Source organism: Nostoc sp. NMS2 (genome assembly GCF_017115105.1).
Taxonomy (GTDB): Bacteria; Cyanobacteriota; Cyanobacteriia; order Cyanobacteriales; family Nostocaceae; genus Nostoc.
Map to the genome: position 1 here is coordinate 25,903 of NZ_JABXKH010000049.1, position 15,184 is coordinate 41,086.

A 15,184-nucleotide genomic window follows, 5' to 3' on the forward strand; every position below is an offset into this window, starting at 1 on the left:
AACAAATGAGAACTTCGTACCATTACAAACTACGCCCAACAAAACAGCAAATAGTTCAATTTAATAAATGGCTAGACTTGCTTCGCTGTCAATATAATTATTTGCTGGCTGATAGATTTCGCTGGTACGAAGAAAATCGATGCTCAATTAATTCTTGCTCTCTAGTTGTTTGTCATCTACCAGAGTTACGAAACAACCCTAATTACAATAGTCAGCAAGATTCATTGCCTCAACTAAAAAAAGACCGTCCTTGGTACAAAGAGTTACATTCCCAGGTGTTGCAAAATGCAGCTAAACGAGTAGAGTTAGCGATGAACAGATTTCTTAGTGGTGACTGGAATGGGAAAAGGAGCGGAAAGCCAAGGTTCAAGGCAGCTAATCAGTACAAAACTTTTACCTATCCAACTATCAAAAGTGACTGTATTGATAACGGTTTTATAACTCTACCTAAATTTGGAAAGGTAAAGCTAGTACAGCATCGGGTTATACCAGATGGATTCAAGATAAAGACTTGCTCCATTACCAAAAAGGCAGATGGATACTACGCAACCTTGAGTTTAGAAGATAAGACTGTGCCTTCAATTAAACCAGATTTCAACCCAGGTTCTATAACTGGGATTGATGTTGGTTTGAAGGAGTTTTTGACAACCTCCGATAACGAAGTGGTCAAAATTCCTCAGTATTATCGGAAATCTCAAAAACGTTTGCGAGTTATTCAAAAGCGAGTATCTCGTAGAAAAAAAGGTAGTATTGGTAGACATAAAGCTATCAAACAATTGAGCAAGCAACATAAGAAAGTTGCTGATAAAAGAAAAGATTTTCACTTCCAAACCGCGAACAATCTGTTGAAAAAATATGATGTTATTGCGGTTGAAGATTTGAACGTCAAAGGACTTGCGCGAACACGATTAGCTAAATCTATAACGGACGCTGGATGGTCAAGCTTTCTGTCGATACTAGCAAACAAAGCCGAAAATGCTGGTTTGTTAGTTATTCCAGTCAAAGCCTCTGGCACTAGTCAAGACTGCTCTAGTTGCGGTGTGAAAGTTTCTAAAAAACTAGATGTGAGATGGCATGATTGCCCTAATTGCGGGTGTAGTTTAGACCGTGACCACAATGCCGCTATAAATATAAAAAACAGAGCGGAGGGTCATCCCGCTCTTAAAGCCAAGAGCCTCCTAAGCAATAGCCGGATTGTCTTGGAAGCCCCCACTGAAACGGTACTCCGTTCAGTGGTGGGAGATGTCACAAACTCTTGATTTCCTCTTAGTCCACGGAGGTGGACTTTGTTTGTGTAGTAGCGTTGGCCCTTGGCGTGCCGGAGGCATCATTCTACTCGCCTAATCTTTTCAAACATCCTCTTAGACTAAGAAACACATTCCCAGAACAACTAAGTAAGTTGGCGCGAAAAAAACCAAGTATGTTACGAAACGTAAATAGATTTAAAGCCCTTACTAATGACAAATACTTCGGCTTACCTCGACTTCGCCCTTCGGCTACGCTCAGGACAGGCTCGGCACAAGTCGCTCAGTACAAGTGACCAATAACAGCATCCGCCAGTTAGCTTTAATTGCGCCGACCTACTTAAATAGTTAGCCATAATTCAACATAAAATAAAATCCTAGTTGGTAGTGAGCGATAAACCGCTCACTACCAACTAGGATTATTAGGACTAAAGTCCTTACTACAAACTTTAATTTATTTAGGCACTGACAGATAAAAAAACATCCCAAATTTTCTTGTGGGATGGGGTCTGCACTACGTGCCGCTACGCGAACATCCGTCCCAGATTCAGGGTGGGCATCCTGCCCACCCCACAAGATCGATAATTTATTTCTTGCCGGTCTCTTACGCCTAGCTACTTACCTTTATCCAAAATCCAAAATTGATTAATCTTCTTTTTGCAAAATATCATCATCAATTCGTTTCTCCCGATTAACATCGGGAATATCTGCTGTCCAATAGTCCTCTACTTCAGGAGATTCAGAAACCATCACAAACTCAGTCTCTTTTTTATGGTTATTTCCCCATTCATCTAAAACATCTTTAATTAACACTTCTTGCAACCAAATCTTAGCGACAACAGTCAGGGGTAGTGCTAAAAATAATCCTAAAAAGCCAAAGAAAGTGACGAAAAATAGTTGGGCAATTAAGGTGATGGCGGGTAGTAATGAGACTTGACGCGCCATCACCACAGGCGTGATGAAATTGCTCTCAACCTGTTGAATGATAAAGTAGAGAATAAAAACAGCGATCGCTTTCCAAGGTTCATCTAAGAAAGCGATCGCCATTGCTGGGATTACACTCATCGTTGGGCCCAGGTTGGGAATCAAGTTAAAAAATCCCGCTAAAATCGCCAAAGCGAGTGCTGCCTTTACACCCAAAACTGATAAACCAACCAGACTCATTACCCCTACTACACAGATGGCAATGAAAGCACCTGTAATCCATCCCTCCAAAGAGACTTCGCACTTATTTAAAATTCCTTCCACCCGCCGCCGATAAAATGAGGGGAAAAGCCGCACAAATACTTTCCGGTAGGCTAATGGATCGGCTAACATCATTCCTGTTAAAACTAACACTAGCAAAATCTTGAGAACGACTTCCAAAGATCCAGATACAAAGGCAAAGGAATTTCCCAGTACCCGATTGACGAATGGTTGTGCTTGTTGGATGAGGCTGTTGATATCTGGGATGTAAGGAACCAACTGGTTAGGAATGTGAGTTCTCAGGGCATCAAGCCAACTATTAAAGCGCCCAAACCCTTTAGGAACCTGATAGGTTAGTTCTTGAAACTGCTGTGCAAATGGTGGGACAATAAGCCAGAAAAAACCCACAATGCCTGCGAAAAAGATAGCTACTGCCAGGAGAACGGCGAATCCACGCTTCATCCCAAAGCGTTGGAAGCGTTTTGCTAGCCGATTTAAGGTAGTGGCTAAGACAACTGCGGCAAACATGAGCAAAAGCACTTCCCGAATTTGCCACAGGATGTATAAAGAAAGAACTATGGCGATTAAGCCGATCCATTGACCGAGGTTCACAGGCTAACTCCCAACGGGTGGCGAGATGCAATTTTGTTGTAATTCAGCTAGGTTAGCTGATTTCAGTCACTTGTGCGTACATAGTTTGAGTTAATTTTGTTTCTGTGCCTGGAATCGCCACAGTAGCGCGATCGCTATAATCACAATCGGCAACAATACTATAATTAGCGCGTTGGTTCCTGTCGCCGGAATTGATAGATTTGGCCCCGCATACTTAATTAATAGAGATAACAAAGCCGAGAGTAAAAGCAGTTTCAGAACAAATCCTAATTGATTTCCCATAAAAGTACGGCATAAAAATTTTTGTGGTACACACGAGTTGGCGTTGCACCGTCCAGTTTCTACAATAAACCCACAGATACAATCTTTTTAAACTTTTATAAAGAGTTTCTACCTAGTGACTTCCAAATAAAAAAATACTCAATCATTCTTTGTGGGGTAGGCATCTTGCCCGCCTTGGCCTATGGGCGGGCAAGATGCCCACCCCACAAGATTGGATAATTTATTTGTTGGAAGTCCCCTATTGTCTCCTGCTTCCAAACCCATAGCTTTACTTTATGCCAAAGAAAACTGCTGTATGTGCATTAGCGATCGCTTAGAGTCTTAATTCACTAAATCTTAACTTTACCATTATTGAGCAAAAGCAGTATTTACTCTGAGGATACCTGTAAAAAATACAGCCATTATAAATAGTACTACGTCACTCGTTACACCAAAGTATCGGGGATGAACTGAATGTAAAGAAGAAAAATTCAGAAGTCAGAATGGGCTAAACGCCCCGCTATCGCTAACAGGAGCGAAGCCGGAGACGTTGGGAGCATCCACAAATGGCAAGAAACACCGGGCGATTGGAAATCGCTCGCGGCTACACAAACGAAGTCTGCCTTCGCGGACTCTCTGAAACCCGCGTTCGCGTATTCCGAAGAAAAGGCGGGTTTAGTTTGTATAGCCCCAGACTTCTAGTCTGAGGACGATCCGCCAAAACGTGATGCTCCCGAGACGTTTCTGTTGCTTTGGTCAAAATCGAGACCACTAAATCTGCCTATTTAGCGTGGGTCTTAAACTTCTCTATTCGGAGGTTAGCGGACTTGCTACTGCTTCTTTGGTCAGAATAACCAACTGAAATTATGACCAAAAAAGACATCCGGCTCCCCTTCTGACTCCTGAATTCTTATTTAGTAAATTTAAGGAGAAGGGTGTCGGTGAAGCAAGTCGTTATTAAAAACTCTAGTATTAAACCAGTATTTTCTACGCTACAAAGATTAAACAAGCCTGTAAGTATTATCTCTGAACTGCGACCTCTGGCATTTGGGTTTGTTTTAGTAGCAGTGTTATGTAATTATCAGCAGGTCATTGCCCAAACTCCTAATCCTGAGACCTTACCACCTGGTCGGTTAGAAGAAGTTCCTGTCACTCCCTTACCTGCTAATGTGTTGCCAATGCCAACAGATAACAATCAATTGGTTCCTTTGCCAACAATACCAGATGAGTCAATTCCGAGTCAGGATGATTCTAATGCTAAATTTCGGGTAGATCGGATTGAAATTGTTGGTAGTACAGTTTTCAAACCAGAGCAGTTTGCCGCTATTATCAATCCCTTTGTGGGAAAAGAAGTGACATTTGCAGAATTATTGCAAATCAAAGATGCGATCGCCAAGCTTTACACTGATAACGGTTATGTGACTACAGGGGCATTGATTACACCACAGACACTAGAAGCTGGAACAGTGAAGATTCAGGTGATCGAGGGCAGTCTGCAAGAAATCAAAATCATTGGTAACAGACGATTAGGTAGTAAATACATTCGCGATCGCATCCAACTTGGTGCTGGCAAACCCCTAAATGTACCACGCCTACTAGAAAAGCTACAACTACTCCGCCTCGATCCACGGATTCAAAACCTGTCAGCCGAATTGCAGACAGGCGTGCATCCGGGAAACAATGTGTTGCAAGTTGAGGTTGAAGAAGCGGACACTTTTAAGCTGACGGCAAGCTTGGATAATGGGCGATCGCCTAGTGTGGGCAGTTTTCGCCGAGGAATAGATTTACAAGAAGCCAATTTATTGGGCTTGGGCGATACTCTGAGTGTAGGATATGCAAATACTGATGGCAGTAATAGCATTAATGCCAATTACACACTACCGATTAATGCCCACAATGGCACTATATCCTTTGGCTTTAGCCAGGGATGGAACCGCGTTATTGAAGAACCATTCAGCGTCCTTGATATCCAGTCAAATTCCCAGTCTTACGAATTGGGCTATCGCCAACCACTGGTGCAAAAACCAACCCAAGAGTTGGCAGTTGGGCTGTCATTCTCGCGTCAGTCAAGCCAAACTGAGTTGGGTATTGATAATATTGGGCCGTTTCGCCTCTCACCAGGTGCAGATGCAAACGGAAAAACTAATATTTCGGCTCTACGCTTTTTTCAAGAATATACCCAGCGAAGTAATAAATATGTATTTGCAGCGCGATCGCAATTGAGCTTTGGTGTAGATTGGTTCGATGCAAATGTCAGTGATAATGAACCAGATAGCCGCTTTTTTGCATGGCGGGGACAGGCGCAGTGGGTACGACAATTAGCACCAGACACATTATTTTTAGCTAGGGGCGATTTCCAATTAGCAACAGATTCCTTAGTGCCTTTAGAGCAATTTGGTCTTGGTGGACAACTAAGTGTCCGGGGCTATCGCCAAGACGCATTACTTACAGATAATGGTCTGTTGTTTTCGGCAGAATTTCGAGTCCCCATTGTCCGCGCTAAAAAGATTGACGGCATGCTGCAACTTACACCCTTCATTGATGTGGGTAAAGGCTGGAATGTTAAGGGCGAAAATCCATCACAAAGTACGCTGCTTAGTACTGGGTTGGGGCTGCTGTGGAAACAGGGTGATGACTTCTTGGCCCGCCTAGATTGGGGCATTCCCCTAATCTCAGTGGATGGTGAAAGGCGATCGCTCCAAGAAAATGGGCTGTATTTCTCAGTAAAGTATTCGCCGTTTTGATCTCTAGTACTTAATCAAAATTCTGTCTTGAGAGTGCTGAGTCCAGTAAAAAATACTCGGCACTTTTGATTTTTTAAGGTGTTTCAGTACCATGCCATTTTGGGAATCATAATAGCATCTGGTAAAGAGAGGATTGACAGTATGAGAGCAATTCGCAAAGCAACAAGCCTCTGGCTTAATACATTTCTATCTATACTTACAACCGGGTTCTTAACTTCCGTGGTACTACCTGCGATCGCTCAGGTTACATCTGATGGTACTACCAATACGATTGTCAACCTAAATAGTAATAATTTTACAATTCTGAATGGGATAAATCAAGGTAGCAATTTATTTCACAGTTTTAGTAATTTCTCTGTCCCAACTGGTGGCTCTGCAACCTTTAATTTAGTTAACACACCAAATATTACAACTATATTTAGTCGGGTTACAGGTGGGAATGTTTCTAATATTGATGGGTTAATTCGTACAGTAAATAGTAGTAATCTGGTAAGTTTGTTTTTAATGAATCCTAACGGCATTATATTTGGGCAAAATGCCAAGTTGGATATTAGTGGATCGTTTGTCGGCACTACAGCAAATAGCATCAAATTTGCAGATGGATCTGAGTTTATGGCCACAAATTCCAGTGCAATGCCATTATTAACGATCGCAGTGCCCATTGGCTTACAATTTGGGCAAAATCCGGGAACCATTACCCATCAAGCCAGTACCACAGGATTGATCCTTAAAACAGGCAAAACTATTGGTTTACTGGGTGGCGAAGTCACTATAGATAGGGGGAAAATCACCGCCCCTACTGGTCAGATAGAAGTAGCTGGTTTAGCCAGTAACACAACAGTCAACCTGGCTCAAACAGCATCAGGCTGGCAATTTAGCTATCCTACTTATTCAAAGTTTCAAAATGTTCGGATTACCAACGGCGCGCAAATCAATGCCGATGGTGTCGGTGGGGGACGGATTCAAATCAACGGACAGCAAGTGACAATTGACGGACTCTCCTCCATCACCGCCAACACCAGTGGAGGCAGTAATGGTCAGGGTATTCTGATTCAAGGTTCTGATAGTATAGCGATCGCCGGATCAGCCCCTACCTCTAGTACCGTCACCAACATCGCTGCCGATGTTAGACCGAAGGCAACAGGTAACGGCGGTGAAATTCGCTTGATTACACCCACCCTCAAAGTCCAAGATGGGGCCCGCATCCGCACACGTGTTTTTGGTGCTGGTAAGGGTGGTAGTGCGATCGTCCAAGCCGACCGGGTAGAACTGCTGCGGGATACCACCGACGGTAATAATAACCGATTTGCCAGCACCCTGGCAGCGAATACCGAAGAAGGATCGCAAGGTCATGGGGGTAACGTCGAAATCACGGCAAAAACGGTTTTGATTCAAGATGGGGCAGAACTGCGGGCTTCCGCCCGTGGTTCGGGTGATGGCGGCAATATCATCGTCAAAGCTAGTGATTTACTCAGCGTTACTGGCGAGTCTAGCACCAACGATCCAGGTTATCTCACAGGTATGAGTACTAGCATTCGTGAAAATGCCACAGGACAAGGTGGCAGCATTTTTTTAGAAGCGGGCAAGATTGAAGTATTAAATGGCCCCTCAATTCGCACAGGTACTTATGGTCAAGGCAATGCTGGAAACATTTATGTCAAGGCAAATGAAGTCACCATCGCTGGTTATGCCAACAGTGGTATAGTCAGTCGGTTTTTTGCGTCTGCCTATGTGCTGGAAGAAAATGGCAAGCCGCGTCTAGATAGATCCACTGGGAAAGGAGGCAATATTACCTTTGATGTGGGACATCTCAAACTACTTGAAGGTGGCAAGATTTCTTCATCCTCCGAAGCCCAAGGCAATGCTGGCTGGATTTTAATTAATGCAGATAGAGTTGAACTGGCGGGGAAATCCCGCTCTCCAGTGCAACTCAATTTCACCTATGCCTTGGATGCAGGTGGCAAGAGTGGTCTCTATGCTTTTTCGGATAACACATCGACCAAAGATTTACCAGTTTCTCAGGGGCTTCGGTATGGCGATGCTGGCTCTATTCGCATCAATGCAAACAGCCTGACTGTACGGGATGAAGCCGAAATTGTGGTCAGCAGCAACAACAACAGTAATGCTGGCAACTTAGTGGTTCAGTCTGACACCATCAGACTGAGTGAACAGGGAAAGCTGCGTGCTGAAGTAGCCTCTGGTAGTCAAGGAAATATCAATTTGACTAGTTCACTTTTGCTGATGCGGGATGGTAGTCAAATTAGCTCGAATGCTGGTAGTACGGCTAGTGGTGGCAACATTTCAATTAACAGTAAGGTCATCGTTCAAACCAATAATAGTGATATCACTGCCAATGCGATCAAAGGTCAGGGTGGTAATATTAACCTCACCACTCAATCATTGATTGGCGGTGCTTTTCGCCCTCAACTTACACCCCAGAGCGACATTACAGCAAGTTCCGAATTTGGTATTAATGGTTCTGTCCAAATCATGACACCGAATGTGAATCCAAACTCTGGTTTAGTGGAACTACCAGCGAATGTTACCGATCCATCGCAGCAAATAGCCAATGGTTGTTCTGCAAGTCAAGGCAGCCGTTTTGTAGCAACAGGACGGGGTGGTGTACCGCAAAATCCCAGTCAAGATGTGACAAGCGATCGCACCTGGTCAGATATCCGCGATATCTCGGCATATCGCCAAACAGATAACGTTACAGCCCAAATACCTATAACAGGACAAACACTAATCCAAGCTACGTCTTGGCATCGTAACGCACTAGGAAAAATTGAGCTATTAGCAGATAAACACCCTGCTCAGGTGCAACAATTATTAACTTGTGCTGCTATATCCAAAAATTAATTATAGCCGTCCCCAGTCCAGTTATGACGTAGACTAGAAACGCACTTGGGATGATATCCGCGACATATCTGCATACCGTAATACTGTTGCAGTTACAGTACAAATACTTAACTATCCCAAAATAGGACTGACAAGAAATAAATTATCCATCTTGTGGGGTGGGCATCCTGCCCGCCCTGAATATTAGACGGGTGTTAGCGTAGCGGCACGTAGTACGAACACCCATCCCACAAGAAAATTTAGGATGTTTTTTTATTTGTCAGTCCCTTAGAGGTTGTTTGAAAAGTGGTTGGCTGTATCTTTGCACTAACTGATCCCCCCTAGCCCCCCTTAAAAAGGGGGGAACCGGAATCCAAGTCCCCCTTTTTAAGGGGAGCCACTGCGGTCTTGGGGTCTCCCCAAATGAAGCAAGTGGCGTGGATTTAGGGGGATCTACAACGTTTTGTTACCGAGAAGAAAACTTTTCAAACATCCTCTTAGACTGCACATCACTTACAATGATGATTCAAGTGAGTATCGCATTCTAATCACCGATCTGAAGAATCCGAAGAGTGCCATCTGACTCGATGGGGTTGGCTACGCACCCCGCAAACAGAGAAAATTTTAGTTGAAATCTAGATGGATGGACAGGTGAACCGAAAAGTTCTACAATCTGACTGATTGTGGTAAGTTTACCTATTGCCCAATCCACATAACCATAGTAAAGATTTTCTAGCGATCCGGTTTGATTGCGGAAGCACTAAATTAATATAAGAAAGTCTTGAGTAAGGGGCAGCAAACAAATGGATGTAAAGCTGATTCTAGCTGGATTAACAGTTATCTTCACGCTTTCGTGCTTATTCTTTGGCACGAAAAACGGATTCTATGATTCAGATAACTATCACGGCAATGGTTCTGCACATTGAGATAAATCTGTAGAGGCTTGGGCGACTTCCCGCAGGGTGAGTTTGCTAAGATAGCTCTGAAGTTGCAAAGGGAAAACACACAAGAGGCAAACTCTTTTAGCTCCTAGTTTGATGGCTTCTCGTTAGCCCACCTTTCCGAACCAGTGCGGGTTCGGAGGAGGCGTCCTCCCCAATCAAAAATCTGTATTCTCAGGGTGTAGGGGCGCACGCTAAAACTTACCCCTAAGTCACAAAACCAAAACTTGTGTAACTTTTGGCTTTTGGGATATGTCCATGATGATGAGGTTGGAGGGGAGGACAGCATGAGGGATAATCTGTCGGCATCTTCTAGCGTAGATGCTGCGGAAGTGGGTACTGAATTAGAATGTTTGCCCTATAGTGTCCAGCATCACGATGAGGGTGTGTGTTTATTGGTAAAGATGGGGCCACACCGCATCCTGTTAGACTGTGGTATGGAAGATATTTCATCGCTGGCTAAGGGGCTTACTAAGTCGGAACGTGGATCTAGTTCTCCCCTACCAGCAGATTTAGTTTTGATTAGTCACGCCCACCCAGATCACTCCAGAGGCTTACTGGCACTGCATAAAGCTTTTCCCAAGTTACCTATCTATGGTAGCGAAGTAACCAGCAAGTTACTGCCACTGAATTGGCTAGACCAAGATGCTGAGGAAATTTCCAAATTTTGTCATGCTTTGCCGTTGCGATCGCCTGTGGAATTTCAAGATGGTTTAGTAGCAGAATTATTTCCCGCCGGGCATCTACCAGGGGCAGTGGCTATTCTCCTTACCTACACCACCAAGCAGCGGACTTACAAGCTATTATATACAGGGGATTTTTTCTTATCAAATTCCCGGTTGGTAGAAGGTTTGCGTTTAGAAGAACTACGGGGCTTAGACTTGGATGTGCTGATCATTGAAGGCAGTTATGGCACATCCCGTCATCCTCACCGCCGCAACCAGGAAAATCAACTAGCAGAGCGAATTAATCGGGCGATCGCTGACCATTGTTCTGTAATTCTTCCCACTCCTGCTTTAGGATTGGGTCAAGAGATGCTAATGCTGTTACGCTCTCATCACCATTTCACCGGAAGAGATTTAGATATCTGGGTGGATGGTGCTGTCGCTACTGGCTGCGATGCTTACCTCGAACTGCTACCCCACCTCCCCCCATCTGTGCAAAACTTCGCCCGGCATCAACCCTTATTTTGGGATGAACGGGTACGTCCCCGCGTGCGTCGTTTACAAGCAGAACATCGTCCCACAGTAGGCAAGTCACCTTGTATAGTCCTCACCGACTCTACAGATGATTTGGGCAAGCACTGCCAACTAGACACCGGCCCTTGGCTGATCCTTCTCCCAGAAAAAATTGATATAAAAGTTAATAAAGAATATTTAGCGCCTACCACTGTTGAAAGCTATCTCTTAGCGCAACATAGTGATGGCCCTGGTACTACGCAGCTAATTCATAATTTGCGACCCCAGCACGTCATTTTTGTCCACGGTTCTCCTGCTTATTTAGCAGACCTGACTAGCTTAGAAGAGTTGCAAAACCGCTACCATGTACATTCTCCGGCGGCTAACACTTTAGTAGAACTGCCTATCGGCGACACATTTTTACAACCGGCAGCACCAGAGACTAACTACGAAGGCGAACTGACAGAGTTGGGAACAGTAATCACAATTACCCTACCCAATATGATTACTACCGATCCGCGTTGGCGACAATTTGCCGATACTGGTTTAATCGAAGCTCGTTGGCAAGGGGAAGAACTAGTCTTAAGGGGATTGTCTCAACGAGAACTTCTGAGTCAAAATAGCGATCGCTATACATGGACAGATGTCGATTGTTGTGGTACTTGCCGACATCAAAGGGGGCAGAGGTGTTGGAACCCAGCTTCGCCGTTGTATAACTTTAAGGTAACTCTCGAAGGTTACTGTCCTGCTTTTGAAGGTTTATCTAGTGCTGAGTCCTGAGTTAGGATTTATGACTTAGAACTCGGCACTAGGCAAAGCCAGTCGCTTTTCTCTTGACGCTAGCCTCTCCTTTTGGGGTAAGGGGAGAGGCTGCACGAATTAAGCTGGCAGAATCAGAAACCAGTCACCTCAGAAACCAGTCACCTCCAACGGAAAAACTGTTTTCAGTGCTGGCTCCTCAACACTGATTATTCTGGATTCGAGTCAGTGTAACGGTTGTGGATGCGTTCAGCTTCGGGACAGTCTTCAGTCATCAGAGGTTCCACATTTCCGCGTGGCACTGAAGCCAGTTTTTGCGTTACAGCACCAATGCTCTCGAGGCGAACCATTTCTTCCCAAGAACAAACTTCGTCCTCTTCTTCTGTTTCATAGCGTAGGGTCACTAAATCTCCCTCTATGTCGATGATGCGGGCGCGTTCAATCCAGCGTTGCTGGTCCCGCAAGAAAACACATACCTCGCGCCCATCGCAACAGAGTTGATAAATCTTGCGGTGTAGCATGTACTGTTTCTGCCTTTTTAAACAACGTAGTTAAACCTGTCAAAATCTGGGTTCTACCCCATTACATTACACCTTTGGGAGGCTAATTTCACCGTTGAGAACAAGTACGCTTTATCACCCAATCCCAAAATTTGCTTGTAGTTGTCAAAATATTGGGAAATGTTGAGTCATAAATCATGGGTTGCTCTGGCAATGAATTCAATCTCCTTCCAGCTTATTCTAAGGAACGTCTGCTTCATAGAAGTCAAACAATTCGGAATCTGTCCTAACCAGGTTCATATTTCTTGGTGAGTCATTCTTACCATTATGTAATAAATAATACTCCAAAACAATCGTTGATTGCGGTTGTTTAATTTGCCTACTTTTACTCATTGGCATTACTGGGAAGTCCGGGGACTCGGCTTTACTTTTACCCACTTGTATCTGATCTTAACTCATTCTCTTGCTGACCTTGATGGTTTTCAGCAACAACACCCAAAGAGTTTTGAGTTTTTAAGGTTTTTTGCCTGATGATGGGTAAGAGAATGGAATGGCGAGTGAGCATAAATACTTGCAACCAGCTTAACTCGGTTCCTCTAGTTCTTTTGGAGGATTCAGCAAGATTTATGTGGTGGGGGAAATTCTATAAACACATTTGATGATGATGCTTCTCGTTTAATTTTGCCTGCACGAACTGCGTCATATAGGGCTGCAAGGTCTGGCAAATCCTCTGACTGATAGCATTTAGTAGCTAGCACTTGCTGGAGTAAACCCTCAGATTCAACACTAAGATATCCAGTTTGGAAAGCAGATTCAACGATTGTGCGAATCATCTTGGTTAGGACAGAGTAAACAATTTGTTACATCAAGTGTGGAACATTTTTTTCTGCGACTAGTTGATATGGAACATGAATACAATGTGATTATAGTTACACGTAATCAGTGATCGATATCACAGAAATGGTAGTAAATATGAGCTTTAGATGGGATCAATAGGGGTATACGGTGAGATTTTAATACAAATATATTCAGCATTAATCTTGGTAAGCTAAATAGTTTGACAATACCAAAATATAGTGAAACATAAGCAATCAAGCAAAAAACTGGCGGAAATCTTCATCCTTTTGACTTAATTGCACCCAGTCTAAGTTTAAGGACTGGAATTTTTGCACCAAGCGATCGCAAGCCGGACGTTCGGTAGCGTAATGTCCGGCATCGATTAAAATGAGATTGAGATCGCGGCTTTCTTGAAACTGATGAAATTTACAGTCAGAAGTCAGATAAGCCTGGGCACCAATTTTGGCGACGGCTGAAATGTAACCAGCCCCCGAACCACCTAAAACAGCAACTCGTGAAATTGTTTGCTGTAAGTCAGCACTTGGGGAAAAAATCAAATTAGGGGGAGCAAGTCGGGTTTGAATAGCTGCGAGTAATTCCTGTAGTGTCAAAAATGGCTCCAGCAAACCAACACGACCATATCCTAATCCTGCTTGTGTTGGTACTATGGGAGTAATTTCCTTGAGTTCTAAAATTTGAGCTAATACGTCAGCAGTACCATCCTGCACTTGGTCGAAATTGGTGTGAGCGCTGTAAATACCAATATTGTGGGTAAAAGCTAACCGTACCATTTCTGCGATCGCTTCACCAGTGCGTAAAGATTTCAGAGGATTAAAAATTAAGGGATGATGGGCGAATATCAGATTAGCATTTTCTGCGATCGCTTCTTGCATTACTGCCAAAGTCGGTGTCAAACAAACCAAAACCCGTACTTTTTCCTGCAACACTCCTGGTTCAATCTGCCAGCCGCAGTTATCCCAGCCTTCACACCAAGCGGGATTTGCCCATGCTTCAAACCAAGTAATTAAATCGGCAATTTTCATAATTATTTTCTTCAGCAATTTTTAATTTCTAAGTAAGTTAACGTGAAAAAACCCAAATATGTTACGAAACGTAAATAGGTTTAAAGCCCTTACTAATGACCAATGACAAATGACAGCCTTCTCCTGTCGGTGACGCTACGCGAACATCAGTTAGCTTTAATTTCGCCGACCTACTTAATCAGTGTTTTTGTGGTTGAATATTTAATTTTAATGCTAATTGCTGACGCATTTCTTGGAAAGGTTTGTTCCATACAGGGCTAGCATTCCAGTTCCACACTGCTACTGGAATAAGTTGCTCCTCAGCTAGATAAGTTAGTAGACGATATTCGTCTTCTGGTTCACGAGAAAAAGTGAAGGGATTCCGGTAGCCTGTATCACATAGTTTATAAGATACGACCTGACCGTGATTAATCCGTTGTACAAGTTCTTTACCTTTGGCGAGTAAATAATCCAAAAAAACCAGACTAAAAGGCTCTATATATGCGCGTTTTTGTGGTTCTTTTTGTACCCACCTTGCCCACTCAAAACCATACATAAAATCGTGAACGTAACGAAAACGAATTTCTGTTTTAGTTCCGAACATTTCTATCAGAGAAACCATCTTTTCACCAAAAATTTTTAGAAAAGGAATAGCACCCTCATTTGCTACTAAAGCTTGCCTAAGCATACTACTGACTAGAAAATCAAAATCCCAAAATATGTTTTCTGGAAAGTTTTGTAACTGAGTACAGACTATGATTTCGAGAGTTTCCTGAAGATTTGTAATAAGTTCAATATCGATGTTTTGCTCAGTAATTAAGTTTTCTAACTCTGCAAAACTCGTAATTAATGTCTTTTGTGGATTAAGTGATAACAAATTAATAGACTGTTGGGCAAGGATTTGATCAATATATTGAAAAGTATGAATTGGTGTCAGTTCTTGCTTCATAGTAATTGAAATAACCCAAACAGCTTACACTCAATATTAGTGTATATCGAAACTAGTAAATTATTAAATAATCAAAAATAAACTTAACTTTTAAACTTACAAATTTACACGAAT

Annotated in this window: 11 protein-coding genes; 4 read left to right on the plus strand and 7 right to left on the minus strand. The window is 43.2% G+C overall.

Annotated elements, in window-relative coordinates:
* The first annotated feature begins 5 nt into the window (after nt 1-5).
* The gene (locus HWQ36_RS09090; RefSeq protein WP_292700897.1) at nt 6-1,259 is read left to right on the plus strand and encodes a transposase; all 1,254 of its coding nucleotides are present in this window, start codon (nt 6-8) and stop codon (nt 1,257-1,259) included.
* Nucleotides 1,260-1,889: 630 nt separating this feature from the next.
* Here the strand turns inward: HWQ36_RS09090 and HWQ36_RS09095 are convergent.
* Both HWQ36_RS09095 and HWQ36_RS09100 read right to left on the minus strand, forming a co-directional pair.
* On the minus strand, nt 1,890-3,041 hold the full coding sequence (locus HWQ36_RS09095) for an AI-2E family transporter (protein WP_292700899.1): 1,152 nt from the start codon (nt 3,039-3,041) through the stop codon (nt 1,890-1,892).
* A 90-nt stretch (nt 3,042-3,131) separates the two neighbouring features.
* The gene (locus HWQ36_RS09100) at nt 3,132-3,323 is read right to left on the minus strand and encodes a hypothetical protein (RefSeq protein ID WP_292700901.1); all 192 of its coding nucleotides are present in this window, start codon (nt 3,321-3,323) and stop codon (nt 3,132-3,134) included.
* Between the two features lie 920 nt (nt 3,324-4,243).
* Here HWQ36_RS09100 and HWQ36_RS09105 point away from each other — a divergent pair.
* The 3 genes from HWQ36_RS09105 to HWQ36_RS09115 all read left to right on the plus strand — a co-directional run bounded on the left by HWQ36_RS09105 (nt 4,244) and on the right by HWQ36_RS09115 (nt 11,783).
* The gene (locus tag HWQ36_RS09105; RefSeq protein ID WP_292700904.1) at nt 4,244-6,046 is read left to right on the plus strand and encodes a ShlB/FhaC/HecB family hemolysin secretion/activation protein; all 1,803 of its coding nucleotides are present in this window, start codon (nt 4,244-4,246) and stop codon (nt 6,044-6,046) included.
* Between the two features lie 141 nt (nt 6,047-6,187).
* Nucleotides 6,188-8,905 (plus strand): S-layer family protein, encoded by a 2,718-nt coding sequence (locus tag HWQ36_RS09110; RefSeq protein ID WP_292700907.1) that lies wholly within the window; start codon nt 6,188-6,190, stop codon nt 8,903-8,905.
* A 1,207-nt stretch (nt 8,906-10,112) separates the two neighbouring features.
* On the plus strand, nt 10,113-11,783 hold the full coding sequence (locus HWQ36_RS09115; protein WP_292700909.1) for an MBL fold metallo-hydrolase: 1,671 nt from the start codon (nt 10,113-10,115) through the stop codon (nt 11,781-11,783).
* A 188-nt stretch (nt 11,784-11,971) separates the two neighbouring features.
* Here the strand turns inward: HWQ36_RS09115 and HWQ36_RS09120 are convergent, their stop codons facing one another.
* From HWQ36_RS09120 to HWQ36_RS09140, 5 genes are all read right to left on the minus strand, one after another.
* Nucleotides 11,972-12,283, minus strand: coding sequence for a DUF6679 family protein (locus tag HWQ36_RS09120; protein ID WP_012408115.1), 312 nt, complete (start codon nt 12,281-12,283; stop codon nt 11,972-11,974).
* Nucleotides 12,284-12,692: 409 nt separating this feature from the next.
* The gene (locus tag HWQ36_RS09125; protein ID WP_292700916.1) at nt 12,693-12,827 is read right to left on the minus strand and encodes a hypothetical protein; all 135 of its coding nucleotides are present in this window, start codon (nt 12,825-12,827) and stop codon (nt 12,693-12,695) included.
* Nucleotides 12,828-12,876: 49 nt separating this feature from the next.
* Nucleotides 12,877-13,095: a hypothetical protein gene (locus HWQ36_RS09130; protein ID WP_292700918.1), complete on the minus strand. Its 219-nt coding sequence runs from the start codon at nt 13,093-13,095 to the stop codon at nt 12,877-12,879.
* 258 nt (nt 13,096-13,353) lie between these two features.
* On the minus strand, nt 13,354-14,142 hold the full coding sequence (locus HWQ36_RS09135) for a Nif3-like dinuclear metal center hexameric protein (protein WP_292700921.1): 789 nt from the start codon (nt 14,140-14,142) through the stop codon (nt 13,354-13,356).
* Nucleotides 14,143-14,320: 178 nt separating this feature from the next.
* Nucleotides 14,321-15,070 carry a hypothetical protein gene (locus tag HWQ36_RS09140; protein ID WP_292700923.1) on the minus strand — a complete coding sequence of 250 codons (750 nt, stop codon included), beginning with the start codon at nt 15,068-15,070 and terminating at the stop codon, nt 14,321-14,323.
* Nucleotides 15,071-15,184 lie beyond the last annotated feature (114 nt).

Coding starts and splice junctions, on each gene's coding strand:
- HWQ36_RS09140 (WP_292700923.1), bottom strand. CDS start 15,070: ATGAAGCAAGAACTGACACCAATTCATACTTTTCAATATATTGATCAA.
- HWQ36_RS09100 (WP_292700901.1), bottom strand. CDS start 3,323: ATGGGAAATCAATTAGGATTTGTTCTGAAACTGCTTTTACTCTCGGCT.
- HWQ36_RS09130 (WP_292700918.1), bottom strand. CDS start 13,095: ATGATTCGCACAATCGTTGAATCTGCTTTCCAAACTGGATATCTTAGT.
- HWQ36_RS09135 (WP_292700921.1), bottom strand. CDS start 14,142: ATGAAAATTGCCGATTTAATTACTTGGTTTGAAGCATGGGCAAATCCC.
- HWQ36_RS09110 (WP_292700907.1), top strand. CDS start 6,188: ATGAGAGCAATTCGCAAAGCAACAAGCCTCTGGCTTAATACATTTCTA.
- HWQ36_RS09090 (WP_292700897.1), top strand. CDS start 6: ATGAGAACTTCGTACCATTACAAACTACGCCCAACAAAACAGCAAATA.
- HWQ36_RS09120 (WP_012408115.1), bottom strand. CDS start 12,283: ATGCTACACCGCAAGATTTATCAACTCTGTTGCGATGGGCGCGAGGTA.
- HWQ36_RS09125 (WP_292700916.1), bottom strand. CDS start 12,827: ATGCTCACTCGCCATTCCATTCTCTTACCCATCATCAGGCAAAAAACC.
- HWQ36_RS09115 (WP_292700909.1), top strand. CDS start 10,113: ATGAGGGATAATCTGTCGGCATCTTCTAGCGTAGATGCTGCGGAAGTG.